Genomic DNA, 20,095 nt, shown 5'->3' on the forward strand with positions numbered 1-20,095 from the left:
AACCGTTACTTGCCGGCCTTCTCTTCTTGTCCGGTCTTACCTTCAAGCGAATGGCGCATGATCAGCGGCATCTGGCTGAAGGTGAAAAGAAGCGTGATCGGCATGATCCCCCAGACCTTGAAGGTAACCCAGGTGTCGGTGGAAAAATTCCGCCAGACCACTTCGTTGACAAGGGCCAGAAACAGGAAAAACAGGCCCCAGCGGAAGGTGAGCTTCTTCCAGCCCTCGGCATCGAGGCTGAAAGCCGAATCGAAGACGTAGCCGAGCAGCGACTTGCCGAAGAACAGCCCGCCGAGCAGCACGCCGCCGAACAGCATGTTGACGATGGTCGGCTTCATCTTGATGAAGATGTCGTCCTGCAGATAGAGCGTCAGCGCGCCGAAGACGAAGACGACGACGCCCGAGACCATCGGCATGATAGGCAAGGTGCGGGTGAGCAGCCAGGAAGCGATCAGAGCGATCGCCGTCGCGGCCATGAACAGGCCGGTGGCGACGAAGATCGGCCCACCGAATTCGGCCAGCGCCGGAAATTTCTGCGTCAGCCATGCGCCACGCGCGTTGGCGAAGAAGAACACCATCAACGGGCCGAGCTCCAGCACCATCTTGAGCAGCGGATTGACGCCTTCCTTCTTCTGTTTCTGCGGGTCGGACGGGTCGCGTTCGAGGATGCGCGGGTTCATAGGCTTTCCTTCTTGCGCATGATCCTGTCCAAAAAGTCTGCGACTTTTGGGATCATGATTGTTACGCCACTCCAGCGATCGCCCTGGCGAACTCGCTTGCGGAGAATGGTTCGAGGTCGTCGACCTGTTCGCCGACGCCGATGAAATAGACCGGCAATTTGTGCTTTGCCGCGATCGCCACCAGAATACCGCCGCGTGCCGTGCCGTCCAGCTTGGTCATCACCAGGCCGTTGACACCGGCGACATTGCGGAAGATCTCGACCTGGTTGAGCGCGTTCTGGCCGGTGGTGGCGTCGACCGTCTGCAGCACGGTGTGCGGCGCCTCCGGATCGAGCTTGCCCAGCACCCGGACGATCTTTTCCAGTTCCGCCATCAGCTCGGTCTTGTTCTGCAGCCGCCCGGCGGTGTCGATGATCAGCACGTCGGAGCCGGCTTGCTTGGCCTGTTCGAAGGCGTCGTAGGCAAGACCGGCCGCATCGGCGCCAAGCTTCGAGGCGATGACCGGCGACTTGGTGCGCTCGCCCCAGATCTTCAACTGCTCGATCGCCGCGGCGCGGAACGTGTCGCCGGCTGCGAGCATCACCGATAGGCCGCCATCGGTGAGCTTTGCCGCCAGCTTGCCGATGGTCGTGGTCTTGCCGGTGCCGTTGACGCCGACGACAAGGATGACATGCGGCTTGTGGCTGAGGTCGAGCTCCAGCGGCAAAGCGACATGGGTCAGCACCTTCTCCACTTCGGTCGCCATGATGGCACGGACTTCCGCCTCGGAGACGTCCTTGCCGTGGCGGCTGGCGGCCAGTGAATCGGTGATGCGCAGGGCCGTTTCCATACCGAGATCGGCGCGGATCAGCACGTCCTCCAGATCCTGGAGCGTGTCCTCATCGAGCTTGCGCTTGGTGAAGACGCCGGCGATGTTGCCGGACAGTTCCCGGGAAGAGCGGGCTAGCCCCTCCTTCATGCGCTGGAACCAAGAGCGTTTCGGTGCCGGTTCCGGCGCCTTCTGCGGCCCGGCTTTCTGCTCGACCTTCTTGGTTACGGTGACCTTGCCGGGGGCGGGCTTTGGCTCCGGCGGCGGCTGCGGAACGGCCTCGCGCTTTACCTCCCCCTCGATGGGGGAGGTCCCGAGCGAAGCTCGGGGGTGGGGGTGACTGGCGCCGGCGCTGTCACTCCACCCCGCCGCTTCGCGGCCACCCTCCCCATCGAGGGGAGGGTGGGGCGCTGGCACGGCTTCAGGCTCGGGCGCGATCTCGGCACGGACCGGCTTCGCCTCGACCGGCGCCGGCTGGCGAATGGGGGGCGGGATTTCGGCTGGCGGCGCTTCAGACTTGGGCGCAGTTGAGGGGGGCTCGGCCGGCGGTGCGGCATCTTGCGCAGGTCCGCGCTGCCCCTCACCCTTACTCTCTCCCCGTGAAGGACGGGGAGAGGGGGGCGTCAGCGTAGGAGCTTCTTCTTTGCCGCTTTCAAAAGGAGGCTCGGCGTGACGATCAGCACCCTTCTCCCCGTCCCTATACCGGGAGAAGGTGCCGGCAGGCGGATGAGTAGCAGCGCCACGTTCGGATGACGGACGCTCAGACTGGACGATCTCCTGCGTCGGCTCTGGCTCAGGAATTTCCTCCGGCTCTGGCTCCCGAGCTGGCTGGCGGATGACGGGAGCGACCGGAATCTCCTTTGGCGCCGCCTGTTCGGCGGGCGCCTCCGGCTCCTCGACCGGCGCAGGTTCCGGCTGGATGTCCGCCTCGGGCCGAATGGTCGGCGCAGGTTCGGGCTCAGCCTCCTCAACAGGCGCCGGCTGCGGCGCGGGCGGTGCTTCCGGCTCGACTGGCGGCGGAGGCACAGCTTCTGCTTGGGGCCGAGGCTCTTCGCGTATCAAAAATTCCGGAACAGTCTGTTCGGCGGCCGGCTTCAGCGCCTCCAGCGCGTCCCATTTGATCGGAGGCAGGGGTGCTGACTCGTCGATCCGCTCCTCGACCACTTCCTTCTTGCCGAACGAAAATATCTTCTTGAGAAAACCAGCCATGTTCCTGCGTCTCAGGCGGCGCGGGCGGAAAGCGGCGCCGCGATCAGGCGCGCGCCATCATGGCCGGCGATATCAGCCTCAACGATTTCGCCCGGCGCGCCCTCGGAGATCGTGGCAAGCGTAAAGCCTTCGGTGCGGCCGAGCCTGTCACGCTCGACCAGGATCGACTGGCGTGTTCCGGCGAGTGCAGCGAGGTGGCGGCGATAAGCGGCGTCACCGGCGGCGCGCAGCCGTGCCGCACGCTGCTTGACCAGTTCGCGGCGAAGCTGCGGCATGCGCGCGGCGGGGGTGCCTTCGCGCGGCGAGAACGGGAAGACGTGGAGATGCGTCAGCCCGCATTCCTCGACGATCTCCAGCGATTTTTCGAACATAGCGTCCGTCTCGGTCGGGAAGCCGGCAATGATGTCGGCACCGAAGACGATGCCGGGACGCAATTTGCGCAAATCCTCGCAAAAACGGATCGATTGATCCCGGTTGTGCCGGCGCTTCATCCGCTTCAGGATCATGTCGTCACCCGCCTGCAGCGACAGATGCAGATGCGGCATCAGCCGGGGCTCGGTGGCGATGGCGTCGAGCAAGTCGTCGTCGGCCTCGATCGAATCAATCGACGAGAGGCGCAGGCGTTTCACGCCAGGCACCTGCTTCAGGATCGTCTTGACCAGTTTGCCGAGTTTCGGGCTGCCAGGCAGGTCGGCGCCGAAACTGGTCATGTCGACGCCGGTCAGCACGATCTCGGCATAACCATTGCCGCTCAGCCGCTCGACCTGCTCGACCACGGCGCCCATCGGCACAGAGCGCGAATTGCCGCGGCCATAGGGGATGATGCAGAAGGTGCAGCGGTGGTCGCAGCCGTTCTGCACCTGGACGAAGGCCCGTGCCCGGCCCTCGATGGCGTCGACCATGTGGCCGGCCGTCTCGCGTACCGAAAAAATATCGTTGACGCGAGCCTTCTCGGTATCGTTGACGCCGAAATCCGGCAGCGCGCGATAGGAATGCGCCTTCAGCTTCTCTTCGTTGCCAAGGACGAGATCGACCTCGTCCATGGCAACGAAATTCTGCGGCTCGGTCTGCGCCGCGCAGCCGGTGACGATGATGCGGGCGGCTGGGTTCTCGCGCCGGGCCTTGCGGATCGACTGTTTTGCCTGGCGCACCGCCTCGCCGGTGACGGCGCAGGTGTTGAAGATGATTGCGCCGCCTTCCAGCGCGCCAAGGCCGGCGCTCTCCGCCTCCCGCCGCATCACCTCGGATTCGTAGGTGTTCAGCCGGCAGCCGAAGGTGACGACGTCTACACCTTTCGGAATTGTGGGGCCCTTGGAAAGAGCGGGACCCCTCTTGGCAAGAGGAGCCATCAGGCGGCGCTTTCGGTGTCGCGGGCCCACACGCCGGTCGACGGGTCGAAGCTGCCGGAAAATTCCCATTCGGCGGCGCCGGTGAGGATGACGTGGTCGTCGCCGCGCCACTCGACGTGCAGCGAACCGCCGCCGGGTGTCACCAGAGAGACGCTGCGTCCGGTCCGCTTGGTGCGCGCGGCAGCGACGACGGCGGCACAAGCCGCCGTACCGCAGGCCTTGGTCAGGCCGGCGCCGCGCTCCCAGGTGCGGATGACCATCGTCTCGGGCGAGGTCACCCGCGCGATGGTGATGTTGGCGCGTTCGGGGAAGATCGGGTGGTTTTCGAGCAGCGGGCCGAAGCGGTCGAGTTCGTAGGACCAGACGTCGCGGTCGACCCAGAAGATAGCGTGCGGATTGCCCATCGACACGACCGAGGGCGAGTGCAGCACAGGCGCGTCGATCGGGCCGATCTGCAGCTCGATCATGCGGGTATCGCGAAATTCCTCGGCGAGCGGAATATCCTGCCAGCCAAAACGCGGCTTGCCCATGTCGACCGAGATCAGCCCGTCGGCATGTTCTTCGGCGTTGAGGATGCCGGCGACGGTCTCGAAGGCGAATGTCTTCTGGCCGGTTTCGGCGGCAAGTGCCTGCACCACGCAGCGCATGCCGTTGCCGCAGGCCTGCGCGCCGGTTCCGTCGGAATTCAGGATGGCGATGAAAAAGGCGGTGCCCGGCGTCCTGGCGTCGTGGATCGCCATGATCTGATCGAATTTCGTCGCGGCATCGGCACTGAGCGCAAGGGCGGCAGCCGGCGTCACCCGATCGGCGCGACCGCGCATGTCGGCAACGATGATCTCGTTGCCAATGCCGTTCATCTTGGCGAAGGGGGCAGTGCTTGCCATGGATCGAAAGGTCTCATGCCGGTTTGGCGCCTATATGGCGGATACCGGCCGAAATTACCAGTGTGCGGACGTCAGAGCGACGTGCGTCCATTTGGACGCACAAAGTACGCTCTGACATTTTTGAACCAGCGCACGTGCTTTCTGCTGCGCACTTTCGCCCGACATGCATTAGGCCACCGCGAAGACGCCAAGCACGATCAGCAGGAAGATGATCAGCACGATGCCGATGAGAATACGGGCGCCGGTGGCGGCGGCTCCGGCCAATGCCGGCATGCCGAGCAGGCTGGCCGCGGCCGCGACAATCAGAAGAATGACAATCCATTTGATCATGGGGAGACCCCTGCAGCCGACGGTTGTGGAACTACCCACAAACGCATCTGCGATGGCTTGGGTTCCGATTCCTTAAGTTCCCCTACGCCGCGAAGCCGGTTGCCTAGACCGCCGGCACGTCCCAGACCTCGCCGGGACGCAGGGCGCGAAAGCGTTCGCGAGGGACGCCCTGGTCATCCAAGGCCTCGCCCAGCCTTCTGGCCGGCTCGTCGATCGGCTCGTTGGTAAGCCGGAACGTGCCCCAATGGCAGCCGGCGGCATAGGCGGCGTTGCACAAAAGCATGCCCTGCACCGCCTCCTCCGGGTTCTGGTGGTGAGGCGCCATGAACCAGCGCGGCTCGTAGGCGCCGATCGGCAGGATGGCAAGGCGGAAGCCGGCGTGCCTTTCGGCCATCAGCCGGTAGTTGATGCCGTCGTGGAAACCGGTGTCGCCGGCGAAATAGACCTTTCCGCCCGGCGTCTCGACCACAAAACCCGCCCACAGCGCCATACGCCGGTCGCGGGTGCCGCGCGCCGACCAGTGGTGCACCGGCTCGACATAGACGGCGACGTCCTTGCCGATATCGACCCGCTCGCCCCAGTCATGCGCGGAAAGTCGCGTTCCGGGAACGTCATCATCGATGATGGCGTCGTTGCCGAGCGGCGTCAGCACCAGCGGGTCATGCTTCGTCTTCAGCCGCTTCAGCGTGGCGAGGTCGAGATGGTCGTAGTGGTTGTGGCTGACCAAAACGAGGTCGATCGGCGGCAGGTTGGAAAAGGCGATGCCCGGCAGATTGACCCGTTTCGGCCCGGCAAAGGACAGCGGCGAGACGCGCCGCGACCAGACCGGGTCGGTGAGGATGTTCAGGCCGGCTGTCTGGATGAGCAGCGTGGAATGGCCGACCATGGTCAGCTTCAGCCCGGAGCCGTCGATCCGTTTGGCCGGTGTCGCTTGATGAAACGGACTCGGATTCGCCGCCGGCCATTTCGAGCGCTCGCCGCCCAGCTGCCACTTCAAAAGATCGGAAAAGCGGGCAGGCGGCTTGCCGTTGGGATTGAAAAACAAGGCGCCGTCGAAATGATCGCTCGGTGGGCCGCTGTAATAGCGATTGGCGGCTCTTTTTCTCGCAGCCAAGGTTTCGCCTCCGGCAGGGGTCCGTTTCATCAGAGATAGGACCGAAGCCGATTGACGCAAGCATTTGGTGACCGGAATGCCAAGGGCATGCTTGTCCTGGTAGACCCCTGGCAGCCTCGGGTCAGGCCCCGAAGTGCAGGCTGGGCGGCATGTATTTGTGGTAAAATTGCAACAGTTGTTGCCACAAATGGTATTTTAACCATATCGGGTTGAAATTTCGCCACCTTCCCCATCTTGGTGGGGGAGATTGTGCGGACGGCGGCCCCAAGCCGGATCCGACGGAGGTTTGAAATGAATTTATCGAAAGCCGGTCTGCTGGCCGTATCGCTTGCCGCGCTCGTTGCGAGCGGCTGTTCAACGTCACGGTTCTCGTCGATGGACCAGCAGCCGTCGCCGCTTGAGGCCGCGCCCTCCGGCACGGTGACCGCAAATCAGCTGCCGCCGCCGGCGGCGCCCGGCACGGCCGACCCGTCGAAATTTCCGACGGCGCCGCAAGGCCCTCAGGTTGCCTCGCTGCCGCCGGACGGGACGGCTCCGGCCGGAGCGCCGGATCTTACCGCCTCCAGCGTCGCCGGCGTGTGGAAGGCCAGCGTGTCCGGCCAGAGCTGCCAGGTGGCGACGCCGCAGACCAAGTTCGGCGCCGGCTACCGGGCCGGGCCGCTGCATTGCCCGGCGCCGATCAACGGTATTAAGTCCTGGAACGTCGCCGGCAAGCAGTTGACGCTTTACGACGAGAACGGCGGCACGCTGGCACGGCTCTATTCCTCGGGCGGAGAGAAATTCGACGGCCAGACTTCCAACGGCCTGCCGATCTCACTTACAAGAGGCTGACCCGCCGCTTATTTTGTTTTACGCAATTCCGAACGGAAAACCGCTACACACTTTTCCTGGAATTGCTGTCTTTTGTTTATACGCAATTCCGGATCGAAAACCGCTAAGCACTTTGCCGGAATTGCTCTAGAACGACGTGACCGATGCATCTGCGTGACGGCCTTCAGACCCATGCGACCGTCCGGCAGCGCTACGACCATCTGGTCGATACCGGCCTGATCGACCGCGATCCGGCGCAGGAGCGGATCGTCGCGGCACTCGACCGGCTGATCGATGAGATCTCGGCAAAGCGGCTGGCGCACAAATCGAGCGCGCTGGGCTGGCTGTTCGCCCGCAAGCGTGAAACGCGCGAGGCCGTCAAGGGCCTCTACATCCATGGCGGCGTCGGCCGCGGCAAGACCATGCTGATGGACATGTTCTTCGAGCTGGTGCCGGTCAGGCGCAAGCGTCGTGTGCATTTCAACGACTTCATGGCCGATGTGCAGGATCGCATCCAGAAGCACCGGCAGGCGCGTAAAGAGGGCGCCGTCAGGGAAGACGACCCGATCGCGCCGGTGGCCCGCGCGCTGGCCGAGGAGGCCTGGGTGCTGTGCTTCGATGAGTTTTCCGTCACCGACATCGCCGATGCGATGATCCTGTCCCGGCTGTTCTCGGCGCTGTTTGCCAACGGCGTCGTGCTGGTCGCCACGTCCAATGTCGCGCCGCAGGATCTCTACAGCGACGGCTTGAACCGCCAGCTTTTCCTGCCCTTCATCGGCATCCTGGAGCGGCATGCGCAGGTGCTGGCGCTGGATGCCGACAAGGACTATCGGCTGCACAAGCTCAGCCGCCTGCCAGTGTATGTCACCCCTGCCGATGCCGCCGCCGATGCTGTCCTCGACGAGGCCTGGGAAGTAATGACGCGTGGCCGGCGGACAGCCGAGGCGGCATTGACGGTAAAGGGCCGGCAGGTCGTGGTGCCGCGAGCCGCCGGCGAAGCGGCGCGGTTTTCCTTTGCCGATCTCTGTGAAAAACCGCTCGGTGCCCGCGATTTCCTGGCGATTGCCAGCCGCTTCTCGACCATCTTCATCGATCATGTGCCGGTGCTCGGCGAAGGCATGCGCAACGAGGCCAAGCGCTTCATCCTGCTGATCGATACGCTCTACGATCATCATGTGCGGCTGGTGGTGAGCGCCGCTGCACCGCCACCGCAGCTGTACACGGCCAGGCGCGGCAACGAGGTCTTCGAGTTCGAGCGCACCGCGTCACGCCTGATCGAGATGCAGAGCCATGAATGGCTGGAAGACTGGGCGGGGAGGCAGAGGGGGAAGGTGGTGCCTGTGGAGGCGAGGCAGGCGCAGGGCTAAACCTCGTTTCGTAGCGTCCCGTCACACCCCTCTCTGTCCTGCCGGAACAGAGGGGGTGCTGTCCCGCCATCGCCAAAAGGTTCGGTCCCGCTGTGATGCCCTACAACTCAAACACATACATCACGAACTCCTCCGCCGCCCCATGCGGTTCCTTCCGCGCCTCGCGGGCCGCAATATTGTCCGGCTCAGTGCCGACCCCGGCCCCCTCGCAACCAAGCTCGCGGCCGAGCTCAACATGGCGTCGAGCATCTTCGTCGCGATGCCCTGGCGCAGGAAGGCCGGCGATACGCCGACTTCGTCGATGTAGAGTTCGCTCACCTTGTCCGGGTGGCGGTGGATGACGGCGGCGCATGACCGAGGACTATGCCTTCGGCCACGGCGACGACCATAAAATGGTCGGGTTCGCGGAGATACGCTGCCAGCCGATCCGGCCTGACCGGTTCATCGAACACATCCTCGGCGACCCGCATCATAAGGGCGTCATCGCCTTGGTTGAGCCTTACGATTTCCACATGCATTGTGTAAAATCTCCCAAGTCGGCTTATAAACTTTAACGTTTACGTAAATCCCAATCGATCTAACCGATTGAAAAAACTCACTCCGAAATAATCGTTTGAATATTTTGTGCGCCGGGGCTATTGGGTGCGGCGAAATCTTTGCGGCTTCCCCGCAGCATTCCGGCCTGCTTCCTCGACGCCGTCATCAAATTCGTGAAGGATTTGGGCGCCGTCACAGTCTAAAGGGAAAACCTCCTCACATGGCACGCAACAAGATAGCGCTTATCGGCTCGGGCATGATCGGCGGCACGCTCGCCCACATGATCGGCCTCAAGGATCTCGGCGACGTTGTGCTGTTCGATATCGCCGAGGGCATCCCGCAAGGCAAGGGGCTGGATATCGCGCAGTCGTCGCCGGTCGATGGGTTCGATTCCAGGCTGACCGGCGTCAACGATTACGCCGGCATCGAGGGAGCCGACGTCTGCATCGTCACCGCCGGCGTGCCGCGTAAGCCCGGCATGAGCCGCGACGACCTTCTCGGCATCAACCTGAAGGTCATGGAGCAGGTTGGCGCGGGTCTCAAGAAATACGCGCCGAAAGCCTTTATCATCTGCATTACCAACCCGCTCGACGCCATGGTCTGGGCGCTGCAGAAGTTTTCCGGACTGCCGAAGAGCCATGTCGTCGGCATGGCCGGCGTGCTGGACAGTTCGCGCTTCCGCTATTTCCTGGCCGAGGAATTCAAGGTCTCGGTCGAGGATGTCACCGCCTTCGTGCTCGGCGGCCATGGCGATTCCATGGTGCCGATGATCCGCTATTCGACGGTCGCCGGCATCCCGCTGCCCGACCTCGTCAAGATGGGCTGGACCTCGAAGGAAAAGCTCGACCAGATCGTGCAGCGCACCCGCGACGGCGGCGCCGAGATCGTCGGCCTGCTCAAGACCGGTTCGGCCTTCTATGCGCCGGCCGCCTCGGCGATCTCGATGGCCGAGGCCTATCTCAAGGACAAGAAGCGCGTGCTGCCCTGTGCTGCGCATCTCTCCGGCCAGTATGGTGTCAAGAACACCTATGTCGGCGTGCCGGTGGTGATCGGTGCCGGCGGCGTCGAGCGCATCATCGAGATCGAGCTCAGCAAGCCCGAGCAGAAGATGTTCGACAGTTCGGTGGCGGCGGTGCAGGGCCTGTGCGAGGCCTGCGTCAAGATCGCTCCGCATCTCGCCGCCAAGTGACCCGCCGCCAAGTGACCTGGAGACAACGCGCATGAACATCCATGAATATCAGGGCAAGGCGCTGCTGAAGGGCTTTGGCGCACCGGTGGCCGAAGGCGTGCCGGTGTTCGAGGCAAGCGAAGCGGAAGCCGCCGCCAAGGCGCTGCCCGGCCCGCTCTATGTGGTGAAGAGCCAGATCCATGCCGGCGGCCGCGGCAAGGGCAAGTTTAGGGAGCTCGGCCCCGACGCCAAGGGTGGTGTCAGGCTGGCAAAGTCGGTGGCCGACGTTGTTGCCAACGCCAACGAGATGCTCGGCCACACGCTGGTCACCAAGCAGACCGGCCCGGCGGGCAAGCAGGTCAACCGCCTATACATCGAGGACGGCGCCGACATTGACCGCGAGCTCTACCTGTCGCTGCTGGTCGACCGCTCCGTCGGCCGCATCGCGTTCGTCGTCTCGACCGAGGGCGGCATGGACATCGAGGCGGTCGCCCATGACACGCCGGAAAAGATCATAACCGTCACCATTGACCCGGAAAAGGGTGTGACGGCGGACGATTTGAAAGAACTCAACGGCGCGCTGAAGCTCGACGGTGAGGCCGCCAAGGACGGCGAGACGCTGTTCCCGATCCTCTACAAGGCCTTCGTCGAGAAGGACATGAGCCTGCTCGAGGTCAACCCGCTGATCGTCATGAAGAATGGCCGGCTGCGCGTGCTCGACGCAAAAGTGTCGTTCGACAACAACGCGCTGTTTCGCCATCCCGACGTGATGGAGTTGCGCGACATCACCGAAGAGGACGAGAAGGAGATCGAGGCGTCGAAACACGACCTCGCCTATGTCGCGCTCGACGGCAATATCGGCTGCATGGTCAACGGCGCCGGCCTCGCCATGGCGACGATGGACATCATCAAGCTTTATGGCGCCGAACCCGCCAACTTCCTCGATGTCGGCGGCGGTGCGTCGAAGGAGAAGGTGACGGCGGCGTTCAAGATCATCACCAAGGATCCGGCGGTCAGAGGCATCCTGATCAACATTTTTGGCGGCATCATGAAGTGCGACATCATCGCCGAGGGCGTGATCGCAGCAGTCAAGGAAGTCGGCCTGCAAGTGCCGCTGGTGGTGCGGCTCGAAGGCACCAATGCCGAGCTCGGCAAGAAGATCATCAACGACAGCGGGCTCAACGTCGTCTCGGCCGACGACCTCGACGACGCCGCCAAGAAGATCGTGGCGGCGGTGAAGGGCTGATCTGGTGCCTCCGCACAAGATAAATCTGGTCGAGGCGGCGGATCAGAAGATCAAAAAGGTCTTCGATCCGCATATCGCCGGCGACGTCAATGACGCCCAGGTCAAGATCGCCAAGTTTGGCGATGTCTTCGACTGGCATGCGCATGACAATGAGGACGAAGCGTTTCTGGTGCTGCGCGGCCGCATCGCTATCGATTTCCGCGACGGCACGGTGGAGCTTGGCAGCGGCGAGTTCATCGTCGTGCCGCGGGCGGTTGAGCATCGGCCGCGCTCGCTGAGCGAAGAGCCGGTGGTGCTGATGTTCGAGCCGGCGACGACGCTCAACACCGGCAATGCCAAGAGCGACCTCACCGTCGCCGATCTCAAGCGGCTCTGACCTGACGATGACCGCGCAGCCTTCCTCCATCAACGGTTTGTAAAAAGGACCACCATGTCCATTCTCGTCGACAAGAACACCAAGGTCCTCGTGCAGGGCCTGACCGGCAAGACCGGCACGTTCCATACGGAGCAGGCGCTGGCCTATCACGGGACAAAAATGGTCGGCGGCATCCATCCCAAGAAGGGTGGCGAGACGTGGACCGGCGCCAAGGGCGAGAGTCTGCCGATCTTTTCCACGGTTGCCGAAGGCAAGGCAACGACCGGCGCCAATGCTTCCGTTGTCTATGTGCCGCCGGCGGGCGCCGCAGAGGCGATCCTGGAAGCGATCGAAGCCGAGATCCCGCTGATCGTCTGCATCACCGAGGGCATCCCGGTGATCGACATGATCAAGGTCAAGGCAAGGCTCGACCGCTCGACATCGCGGCTCATCGGTCCCAACTGCCCCGGCGTGCTGACCCCCAACGAATGCAAGATCGGCATCATGCCCGGCAACATCTTCCGCAAGGGCTCGGTCGGCGTTGTTTCCCGCTCGGGAACGCTTACCTATGAGGCAGTGTTCCAGACCACCAATGTCGGCCTCGGGCAGACCACCGCCGTCGGCATCGGTGGCGATCCCGTCAAAGGCACGGAGTTCATCGACGTGCTGGAGATGTTCCTCGCCGACGACGAGACCCAGTCGATCATCATGATCGGCGAGATCGGCGGCTCGGCCGAGGAAGACGCCGCGCAGTTCCTCAAGGACGAAGCCAAGCGTGGCCGCAAGAAGCCGATGGCCGGTTTCATCGCCGGGCGCACGGCACCGGCCGGCCGCACCATGGGTCATGCCGGCGCGGTGATTTCCGGCGGCAAGGGCGGCGCCGAGGACAAGATCGCGGCGATGGAATCTGCCGGGATCAAGGTATCGCCGTCGCCGGCCCGGCTCGGCACGACGTTGGTCGAGGCGATAAAAGGAAAGTAAGGCAGTAGGGGAGTAGGGCAGTACGGCAATAGGGGAACCGGGCGTATCTTGCCCTACTGCCGTACTGCCCTACTCCCCTACTCCCCTAAAAAAGGAGACGGAGCAGGCGCTCCGCTGAGAAAATGGCAAGACAAGATCAGGCCAACGACCAATTCTCGCTTACCTCTTTCCTCTATGGCGGCAATGCCGACTATATCGACGCGCTCTACGCCGCCTATGAGGACGATCCCGCTTCAGTCGATCCCGAATGGCGGGATTTCTTCGCGGCGCTGAAGGACGACGCCGGCGATGTTCGCAAGAATGCCAAGGGCGCCTCTTGGGCCAAGCCCTCATGGCCGCTGCAGGCCAATGGCGAATTGGTGTCGGCGCTCGACGGCAATTGGGGCATCGTCGAGAAGCACATCGAGAAGAAGGTCCAGCACAAGGCGGTGATGAACGGCGTCTCCCTTTCCGACGCCGACGTGCATCAGGCGACGCGCGATTCCGTGCGCGCCATCATGATGATCCGTGCCTACCGCATGCGTGGCCATTTGCACGCCAATCTCGATCCGCTCGGCATCGCCAAGCCGCTCGAGGACTATAACGAGCTGTCGCCGGAAAATTACGGCTTCACCGCCGCCGATTACGATCGCCCGATCTTCCTCGACAATGTGCTCGGCCTCGAATTCGGCACCATCCGGCAGATGCTCGATATCCTGACCCGCACCTATTGCTCGACGCTCGGCGTCGAGTTCATGCATATTTCCGATCCTGAGGAGAAGGCCTGGATCCAGGCGCGCATCGAGGGCACCGACAAGGAGATCTCCTTCACCGCCACCGGCAAGAAGGCGATCCTGCAGAAGCTGGTCGAGGCCGAAGGTTTCGAGCAGTTCATCGACGTCAAGTATAAGGGCACCAAGCGCTTCGGTCTCGACGGCGCAGAGGCGCTGATCCCGGCGCTGGAGCAGATCGTCAAGCGCGGCGGCCAGCTCGGCATGAAGGAAATCGTGCTCGGCATGGCGCATCGCGGCCGGCTGAACGTGCTCTCCCAGGTGATGGCCAAGCCGCACCGCGCCATCTTCCACGAGTTCAAGGGCGGCTCGGCCGCACCTGACGAGGTCGAGGGCTCGGGCGACGTGAAGTACCATCTCGGTGCTTCGTCGGACCGCGAGTTCGACGGCAACAAGGTGCACCTGTCGCTGACCGCCAATCCGTCGCATCTGGAAATCGTCGATCCGGTGGTGATGGGCAAGGCGCGGGCCAAGCAGGACTCCCTGTTCGGCCGCAGCCGCGAGGAGATCGTGCCGCTGGAAGAGCGCGCCAAGGTGCTGCCGCTGCTCCTGCACGGCGACGCCGCCTTTGCCGGCCAGGGCGTGATTGCCGAAATCCTCGGCCTGTCGGGCCTGCGCGGCCACCGCGTCGCCGGCACGCTGCATTTCATCATCAACAACCAGATCGGCTTCACCACCAATCCGCGCTTCTCGCGCTCGTCGCCCTACCCATCGGATGTGGCCAAGATGATCGAGGCGCCGATCTTCCACGTCAACGGCGACGATCCGGAAGCCGTGGTCCATGCCACCAAGGTGGCGATCGAATTCCGCATGAAGTTCCACAAGCCTGTCGTGGTCGACATGTTCTGCTACCGCCGCTTCGGCCACAATGAGGGCGACGAGCCGGCTTTCACCCAGCCGATCATGTACAGCAACATCCGCAGCCACAAGACGACGGTGCAGATCTATGCCGACCGGCTGATCGCCGAGGGCCACCTTACCCAGGCCGAATTCGACAAGATGAAGGCCGACTGGCGGGCCCATCTCGAGCAGGAATTCGAAGTCGGCCAGCATTACAAGCCAAACAAGGCGGACTGGCTGGATGGCGCCTGGTCGGGCCTGCGCACGGCCGACAACCAGGACGAACAGCGGCGCGGCAAGACCGCCGTGCCGGTCAAGACGCTGAAGGAAATCGGCAAGAAGCTGACCGAGGTGCCGAAGGATTTCGAGGCCCACAAGACGATCCTGCGGTTTCTCGAGAATCGCCGCCAGGCGATCGAGTCGGGCGAAGGCATCGACTGGTCTACAGCCGAGGCGCTGGCCTTCGGCGCCATCCTGCTCGACGGCAATCCGGTCCGGCTGTCCGGACAGGATTCGGAGCGCGGCACGTTCTCGCAACGCCACTCGGTGCTCTACGATCAGCGCGACGAGACGCGCTACATCCCGCTCAACAATCTGTCGGCGGCGCAAGCCGGCTTCGAGGTCATCAACTCGATGCTGTCGGAAGAGGCCGTGCTCGGCTTCGAATACGGCTACAGCCTGGCCGAGCCGAAGGCGCTGACGCTCTGGGAAGCCCAGTTCGGCGATTTCGCCAACGGCGCCCAGGTGGTGTTCGACCAGTTCATCTCGTCGGGCGAGCGCAAGTGGCTCAGAATGTCGGGCCTCGTCTGCCTGTTGCCGCATGGCTATGAAGGCCAGGGGCCGGAACATTCGTCGGCCAGGCTCGAGCGCTTCCTGCAGCTTTGCGCCGAAGACAACATGCAGGTGGCCTACTGCACGACGCCGGCCAACTACTTCCACATCCTGCGCCGGCAGTTGAAGCGGGATTTCCGCAAGCCGCTGATCCTGATGACGCCGAAGTCGCTGCTGCGTCACAAGCGGGCGGTGTCGACGCTGCCGGAGATGTCGGGCGAAAGCGCGTTCCACCGGCTGTTGTGGGACGATGCCCAGCAGCTCCCCGGCCAGGCGATCAAGCTCACCAAGGATTCGAAGATCCGCCGCGTCGTGCTCTGCACTGGCAAGGTCTATTACGACCTCTACGAGGAGCGCGAGAAGCGCGGCATCAACGACATTTATCTGCTGCGCGTCGAACAGCTCTATCCCTTCCCGGCCAAGGCGCTGATCACCGAGCTGTCACGCTTCCGCAACGCCGAGATGGTGTGGTGCCAGGAGGAGCCCAAGAATATGGGCGCCTGGTCGTTCATCGATCCGTATCTGGAATGGGTGCTGGCGCATATCGACGCCAAGCATCAGCGGGTGCGCTATACCGGCCGGCCGGCCGCCGCGTCGCCGGCCACCGGATTGATGTCGAAGCATCTCGCCCAGCTTGCCGCCTTGCTCGAAGACGCGCTCGGTGAATAGAACAGAGCTCGGCGAATAGAACAGAACCGACAGAAAAACGGACAGGCACAATGGCTACCGAAATCCGCGTCCCCACTCTTGGCGAATCCGTCACCGAGGCGACCATCGGCAAATGGTTCAAGAAGGTGGGCGACGCGATCGCCACCGACGAGCCGCTGGTCGAGCTCGAAACCGACAAGGTAACGGTGGAAGTGCCGGCCGCGGCCGCAGGAACGCTCAGCGAAATCGCCGTCAAGGAAGGCGAGACGGTCGAGGTCGGCGCTTTGCTCGGCATGATTTCGGCGGGCGACGGGGCAAAAGCGGCAGCACCCGCGAAGGCGTCAACTCCTGAAACGAAGCAGGACGCGGTATCGCAGGCCTCGGCTCCGACCGCCGCATCCACAGTCGAGCAAGCCGCGGCCGAGACCGCCAAGATCGCCGGCGATGCCGGGCCGATCGAGGCGCGCGCGATGCCGCCGGCGCCGGCGGCGGCGAAGCTGCTGGCCGAGAGCAATCTCGCGGTCGACCAGGTCTCGGGCTCCGGCAAGCGCGGCCAGGTGCTGAAGGGCGACGTGCTCGACGCGATCGCCAGGGGCGCGCCGTCGCAGCCGGCCGAGACGCCGAAGGCCCCTGCACCGGTTGCTGCCCGTGCGCCGTCCTCGGCCGACGACGCGTCGCGCGAAGAGCGCGTGCGCATGACCAAACTGCGGCAGACCATCGCGCGCCGCCTCAAGGAAGCGCAGTCGACCGCCGCCATGCTGACCACCTTCAACGAGGTGGACATGAGCGCGGTGATGGCGCTCAGGACCAAATACAAGGACGTGTTCGAGAAGAAGCACGGCGTGAAGCTGGGCTTCATGGGCTTCTTCACCAAGGCCGTCACCCATGCGCTGAAGGAGATCCCCTCCGTCAATGCCGAAATCGACGGCACCGACATCATCTTCAAGAACTACGCCCATATCGGCGTCGCCGTCGGCACCGAAAAGGGCCTCGTCGTGCCGGTCGTGCGCGACGCCGACCAGATGTCGATCGCCGAGATCGAGAAGGATATCGGCAGGCTGGGCGTCGCCGCGCGTGACGGCAAGCTTTCCGTGGCGGATATGCAAGGAGGCACGTTTACGATTTCTAACGGCGGCGTCTACGGCTCGCTGATGTCGACGCCGATCCTCAACGCGCCGCAGTCGGGCATTCTGGGCATGCACAAGATCCAGGAGCGGCCGGTGGTGGTCGGCGGCCAGATCGTGATCCGGCCGATGATGTATCTGGCGCTCTCCTACGATCACCGCATCGTCGACGGCAAGGAAGCGGTGACCTTCCTGGTCCGGGTCAAGGAAAGCCTGGAGGATCCCGAGCGGCTGGTGCTCGACCTCTAAGGTAGGTCGAGGTGAGCCGGAGAATGGATCTGCGCCACCGAATGAGCTCCTCTCGTTTGCGCTCCGGATTATTTTTCACGCTGTGCACGGCCGGTGTTGCGCAGACGGGATCGGCAGCCTTTGCCGCCTGTCCGCTCGAGCTTGCCGTCTATAGCGATGCCGAAAGCGCGGCCGAGATCGATTTCAGGCCGACCGGGGGATCGGCTGTCGTCACCAACACCTTCAAGATGGTGCTCGACAACAGCGTCGTACTCGACGGTATCGTCATGTGGACGGAAGGCGTGGCGCGGCCGCATGGTTCGCTGATGTACAAATGCCCGACAGGCGACGTCACCGGCGACGAGCTCGCCGCCTGCACGGTGTGGGAGGGGGTCGTCTACAGTGCTGACGAGAAGGGCAACATCGCTTTGCTGCCGGCCGAAGGCGTGGACGCGCCGAAGGCCCTGATCTTTCCCGACCTCGGGCCGTCGCTGCAGATGTCGTCCGCCTATGGTGCCAACGGCTTTTCGAAAGTGCCGTGGGACGTTTTTTCGCTGAAAGGCTGCCAGGAATGAGCGCGACGAAAAAAGTCCTGCTGGTCACCGGCGGCGGCCGCGGCATCGGCGCCGCCATCTGCCGGCTGGCAGCCAAGGCCGGCTACCGCGTGGCGGTCAACTACGCGACGAACCAAAGCGCCGCCCACGCACTGGTCGCTGAAATAGCGGCGGCAGGCGGCGAGGCTTTGGCGGTCAAGGGCGATGTCGGCGTCGAGGCCGATGTCGTGGCCATGTTCGAGGCAGTGGACCGCGCCTACGGCCGGCTCGACGCCCTTGTCAACAATGCCGGAGTGGTCGACGTCAAGGCACGCGTCGACGAGATGAGCGTTGCGCGGCTGGAGCGCATGATGCGCATCAACGTCATCGGCCCGATGCTGTGCGCCCGCGAGGCCGTGAAGCGCATGTCGAGCAGCCATGGCGGCAGGGGCGGCGCGATCGTCAACATTTCGTCCGCCGCCTCAGCGCATGGCTCGCCGGGCGAATATGTCGACTACGCGGCGTCCAAGGGCGCGATCGACACCTTCACCCTTGGGTTGGCCCGCGAGGTGGCAACCGAGGGCGTGCGCGTCAATGCGGTGCGTCCTGGCATCATCGGCACCGAGATCCATGCCTCGGGCGGCCAGCCCGACCGCGTCGAGCGGATGAAGGACATGCTGCCGATGAAACGGGCGGGCACGTCAGATGAAGTCGCGCATGCGGTTCTTTATCTTTTGTCGGACGACGCGTCCTATACGACGGGCGCGATCCTGAATGTGAGCGGCGGCCGCTGAGTGCCAGACCAGAAGGACAGTATCATGGCTTATGACGTCGTTATCATCGGATCGGGACCGGGCGGTTATGTCTGCGCCATCAAGGCGGCACAGCTCGGCCTCAAGACGGCGGTGGTCGAGAAGAACCCGACCTTCGGCGGCACCTGCCTCAATATCGGCTGCATCCCGTCCAAAGCGCTGCTGCATGCTTCCGAAATCTTTGCCGAGGCCGGTCATTCCTTCGACGCGCTCGGCGTCGAGATCGGTGCGCCAAAGCTCAATCTAGGGAAGATGATGGCGCACAAGGATGCGACCGTGTCGTCCAACGTCAACGGCGTCGCCTTCCTGTTCAAGAAGAACAAGATCGACAGCTTTCGCGGCACCGGGAAGGTCCTGTCCGCCGGCAAGGTGTCGGTGACCGGCGAGGACGGCAAGGTCGAGGAGATCGAGACCAAGAACATCGTCATCGCCACCGGCTCCGACGTCGCCGGCATTCCGGGCGTCAAGGTCGACATCGACGAGAAGGTCATCATGTCCTCGACCGGCGCGTTGTCGCTGGCCAAGGTGCCGGGCCATCTGGTGGTGGTCGGCGGCGGCGTCATCGGGCTGGAGCTCGGCTCGGTATGGGCGCGGCTCGGCGCCAAGGTGACCGTCGTCGAGTTCCTCGACACCATTCTGGGCGGCATGGACGGCGAGGTTGCCAAACAGTTCCAGCGCATGCTGTCCAAGCAAGGCGTCGAGTTCAAGCTCGGCGCCAAGGTCACCGGTGTCGCCAAGGCCAAGAAGGGTGCCACCGTGACGTTCGAGCCGATCAAGGGCGGTGCGGCCGAGACGATCGAGGCGGATGCGGTGCTGATCGCGACCGGACGCCGGCCCTATTCGGACAGTCTCGGGCTGAAGGAAGCCGGTGTCGAGGTCGACGAGCGTGGCCGGGTCAAGACGGACGGCCATCTCAAGACCAATGTACCCGGCATCTACGCCATCGGCGACGTCATCGTCGGGCCGATGCTCGCGCACAAGGCCGAGGACGAGGGGGTGGCGGTGGCCGAGATCATTGCCGGCCAGGCCGGCCATGTGAACTATGAGGTGATCCCGAACGTCGTCTACACCAGTCCGGAAATCGCCTCAGTGGGAAAGACCGAGGAAGAGCTGAAGAAGGCCGGCATCGACTACAAGGCTGGAAAATTTCCGTTCAGCGCCAATGGGCGGGCGCGCGCCATGCTGCATACCGACGGCTTCGTGAAGATCCTGGCTGACAAGCAGAGCGACCGCGTGCTCGGCGTCCACATCGTCGGTTTCGGCGCCGGCGAGATGATCCACGAGGCGGCGGTGCTGATGGAGTTCGGCGGCTCGTCGGAAGATCTTGCCCGCACCTGCCACGCCCATCCGACGATGTCGGAAGCGGTGAAGGAAGCGGCACTGGCGACCTTCTTCAAGCCGATCCACATGTAGGCCTTCCCAAGCTACTCCGGCAGCCATCCTACGGCTCAAGGCAAACGGCCCGCTTTTC

19 protein-coding genes are annotated in these 20,095 nt (G+C 63.7%); 12 read left to right on the top strand and 7 right to left on the bottom strand.

From position 1 onward, the window contains the following. Positions 1-5 precede the first annotated feature (5 nt). The 6 genes from A9K68_RS04445 to A9K68_RS04470 all read right to left on the bottom strand — a co-directional run bounded on the left by A9K68_RS04445 (position 6) and on the right by A9K68_RS04470 (position 6,404). Positions 6-680: a septation protein A gene (locus A9K68_RS04445; protein ID WP_065007271.1), complete on the bottom strand. Its 675-nt coding sequence runs from the start codon at positions 678-680 to the stop codon at positions 6-8. Positions 681-741: 61 nt separating this feature from the next. Continuing rightward, positions 742-2,514 carry a signal recognition particle-docking protein FtsY gene (gene ftsY, locus A9K68_RS04450; RefSeq protein WP_348640723.1) on the bottom strand — a complete coding sequence of 591 codons (1,773 nt, stop codon included), beginning with the start codon at positions 2,512-2,514 and terminating at the stop codon, positions 742-744. A gap of 194 nt (positions 2,515-2,708) precedes the next feature. After that, entirely contained in the window at positions 2,709-4,046 is a 1,338-nt protein-coding gene (mtaB, locus tag A9K68_RS04455; RefSeq protein ID WP_065007336.1) for a tRNA (N(6)-L-threonylcarbamoyladenosine(37)-C(2))-methylthiotransferase MtaB, read from the bottom strand. Next, positions 4,046-4,930: a diaminopimelate epimerase gene (gene dapF, locus A9K68_RS04460; RefSeq protein ID WP_065007269.1), complete on the bottom strand. Its 885-nt coding sequence runs from the start codon at positions 4,928-4,930 to the stop codon at positions 4,046-4,048. Before dapF ends, mtaB begins: the two co-directional genes overlap by 1 nt. 168 nt (positions 4,931-5,098) lie before the next feature. Beyond that, complete coding sequence (locus tag A9K68_RS04465; protein ID WP_065007268.1) at positions 5,099-5,260, bottom strand: DUF1328 family protein; 162 nt, start codon at positions 5,258-5,260, stop codon at positions 5,099-5,101. Between the two features lie 103 nt (positions 5,261-5,363). Then, positions 5,364-6,404, bottom strand: a complete 1,041-nt coding sequence (locus A9K68_RS04470) for an MBL fold metallo-hydrolase (protein WP_065007267.1) — start codon at positions 6,402-6,404, stop codon at positions 5,364-5,366. 261 nt (positions 6,405-6,665) lie between these two features. Between A9K68_RS04470 and A9K68_RS04475 the strand changes: the two genes are divergently transcribed. Both A9K68_RS04475 and zapE read left to right on the top strand, forming a co-directional pair. Beyond that, entirely contained in the window at positions 6,666-7,205 is a 540-nt protein-coding gene (locus tag A9K68_RS04475) for an AprI/Inh family metalloprotease inhibitor (RefSeq protein ID WP_065007266.1), read from the top strand. Positions 7,206-7,348: 143 nt separating this feature from the next. Continuing rightward, positions 7,349-8,551: a cell division protein ZapE gene (gene zapE, locus A9K68_RS04480; RefSeq protein ID WP_065007265.1), complete on the top strand. Its 1,203-nt coding sequence runs from the start codon at positions 7,349-7,351 to the stop codon at positions 8,549-8,551. A gap of 120 nt (positions 8,552-8,671) precedes the next feature. Here zapE and A9K68_RS31565 read toward each other — a convergent pair whose 3' ends face one another. Continuing rightward, a complete protein-coding gene (locus tag A9K68_RS31565; RefSeq protein WP_246811294.1) occupies positions 8,672-8,869 on the bottom strand; it encodes a GNAT family N-acetyltransferase in 198 nt (65 codons plus the stop codon). A 32-nt stretch (positions 8,870-8,901) separates the two neighbouring features. Here A9K68_RS31565 and A9K68_RS31570 point away from each other — a divergent pair, with 32 nt between their 5' ends. From A9K68_RS31570 to lpdA, 10 genes are all read left to right on the top strand, one after another. Then, entirely contained in the window at positions 8,902-9,105 is a 204-nt protein-coding gene (locus A9K68_RS31570; protein ID WP_246811295.1) for a hypothetical protein, read from the top strand. Between the two features lie 203 nt (positions 9,106-9,308). Continuing rightward, complete coding sequence (gene mdh, locus A9K68_RS04490) at positions 9,309-10,277, top strand: malate dehydrogenase (protein WP_065007264.1); 969 nt, start codon at positions 9,309-9,311, stop codon at positions 10,275-10,277. Between the two features lie 31 nt (positions 10,278-10,308). Further along, positions 10,309-11,502 (top strand): ADP-forming succinate--CoA ligase subunit beta, encoded by a 1,194-nt coding sequence (gene sucC, locus A9K68_RS04495; RefSeq protein WP_065007263.1) that lies wholly within the window; start codon positions 10,309-10,311, stop codon positions 11,500-11,502. A gap of 4 nt (positions 11,503-11,506) precedes the next feature. Further along, positions 11,507-11,878, top strand: a complete 372-nt coding sequence (locus tag A9K68_RS04500; RefSeq protein WP_065007262.1) for a cupin domain-containing protein — start codon at positions 11,507-11,509, stop codon at positions 11,876-11,878. A 54-nt stretch (positions 11,879-11,932) separates the two neighbouring features. Further along, positions 11,933-12,838, top strand: a complete 906-nt coding sequence (sucD, locus tag A9K68_RS04505) for a succinate--CoA ligase subunit alpha (protein ID WP_065007261.1) — start codon at positions 11,933-11,935, stop codon at positions 12,836-12,838. Between the two features lie 122 nt (positions 12,839-12,960). Beyond that, positions 12,961-15,948 (top strand): 2-oxoglutarate dehydrogenase E1 component, encoded by a 2,988-nt coding sequence (locus A9K68_RS04510; protein ID WP_065007260.1) that lies wholly within the window; start codon positions 12,961-12,963, stop codon positions 15,946-15,948. A 50-nt stretch (positions 15,949-15,998) separates the two neighbouring features. Next, the gene (odhB, locus tag A9K68_RS04515; RefSeq protein WP_029349373.1) at positions 15,999-17,300 is read left to right on the top strand and encodes a 2-oxoglutarate dehydrogenase complex dihydrolipoyllysine-residue succinyltransferase; all 1,302 of its coding nucleotides are present in this window, start codon (positions 15,999-16,001) and stop codon (positions 17,298-17,300) included. A gap of 41 nt (positions 17,301-17,341) precedes the next feature. Then, positions 17,342-17,854, top strand: coding sequence for a hypothetical protein (locus A9K68_RS04520; protein WP_246811296.1), 513 nt, complete (start codon positions 17,342-17,344; stop codon positions 17,852-17,854). After that, positions 17,851-18,606 carry an SDR family oxidoreductase gene (locus A9K68_RS04525; protein WP_065007258.1) on the top strand — a complete coding sequence of 252 codons (756 nt, stop codon included), beginning with the start codon at positions 17,851-17,853 and terminating at the stop codon, positions 18,604-18,606. Before A9K68_RS04520 ends, A9K68_RS04525 begins: the two co-directional genes overlap by 4 nt. Positions 18,607-18,630: 24 nt before the next feature. After that, positions 18,631-20,037, top strand: coding sequence for a dihydrolipoyl dehydrogenase (gene lpdA, locus A9K68_RS04530; RefSeq protein ID WP_065007335.1), 1,407 nt, complete (start codon positions 18,631-18,633; stop codon positions 20,035-20,037). The last annotated feature ends 58 nt before the right edge of the window (positions 20,038-20,095 follow it).

Origin of the sequence: Mesorhizobium sp. AA22, assembly GCF_001672375.2 — a bacterium.
Taxonomy (GTDB): domain Bacteria; phylum Pseudomonadota; class Alphaproteobacteria; order Rhizobiales; family Rhizobiaceae; genus Mesorhizobium; species Mesorhizobium wenxiniae.

What these genes read in the sequence shown, in the direction of transcription:
- A9K68_RS04470 (WP_065007267.1), bottom strand. Translation starts at nt 6,404, where the DNA reads ATGAAACGGACCCCTGCCGGAGGCGAAACCTTGGCTGCGAGAAAAAGA.
- A9K68_RS04510 (WP_065007260.1), top strand. Translation starts at nt 12,961, where the DNA reads ATGGCAAGACAAGATCAGGCCAACGACCAATTCTCGCTTACCTCTTTC.
- zapE (WP_065007265.1), top strand. Translation starts at nt 7,349, where the DNA reads ATGCATCTGCGTGACGGCCTTCAGACCCATGCGACCGTCCGGCAGCGC.
- A9K68_RS04520 (WP_246811296.1), top strand. Translation starts at nt 17,342, where the DNA reads ATGAGCTCCTCTCGTTTGCGCTCCGGATTATTTTTCACGCTGTGCACG.
- A9K68_RS31570 (WP_246811295.1), top strand. Translation starts at nt 8,902, where the DNA reads ATGACCGAGGACTATGCCTTCGGCCACGGCGACGACCATAAAATGGTC.
- odhB (WP_029349373.1), top strand. Translation starts at nt 15,999, where the DNA reads ATGGCTACCGAAATCCGCGTCCCCACTCTTGGCGAATCCGTCACCGAG.
- A9K68_RS04465 (WP_065007268.1), bottom strand. Translation starts at nt 5,260, where the DNA reads ATGATCAAATGGATTGTCATTCTTCTGATTGTCGCGGCCGCGGCCAGC.
- sucC (WP_065007263.1), top strand. Translation starts at nt 10,309, where the DNA reads ATGAACATCCATGAATATCAGGGCAAGGCGCTGCTGAAGGGCTTTGGC.
- mtaB (WP_065007336.1), bottom strand. Translation starts at nt 4,046, where the DNA reads ATGGCTCCTCTTGCCAAGAGGGGTCCCGCTCTTTCCAAGGGCCCCACA.
- A9K68_RS04445 (WP_065007271.1), bottom strand. Translation starts at nt 680, where the DNA reads ATGAACCCGCGCATCCTCGAACGCGACCCGTCCGACCCGCAGAAACAG.
- dapF (WP_065007269.1), bottom strand. Translation starts at nt 4,930, where the DNA reads ATGGCAAGCACTGCCCCCTTCGCCAAGATGAACGGCATTGGCAACGAG.
- A9K68_RS04525 (WP_065007258.1), top strand. Translation starts at nt 17,851, where the DNA reads ATGAGCGCGACGAAAAAAGTCCTGCTGGTCACCGGCGGCGGCCGCGGC.
- lpdA (WP_065007335.1), top strand. Translation starts at nt 18,631, where the DNA reads ATGGCTTATGACGTCGTTATCATCGGATCGGGACCGGGCGGTTATGTC.
- sucD (WP_065007261.1), top strand. Translation starts at nt 11,933, where the DNA reads ATGTCCATTCTCGTCGACAAGAACACCAAGGTCCTCGTGCAGGGCCTG.
- mdh (WP_065007264.1), top strand. Translation starts at nt 9,309, where the DNA reads ATGGCACGCAACAAGATAGCGCTTATCGGCTCGGGCATGATCGGCGGC.
- A9K68_RS04475 (WP_065007266.1), top strand. Translation starts at nt 6,666, where the DNA reads ATGAATTTATCGAAAGCCGGTCTGCTGGCCGTATCGCTTGCCGCGCTC.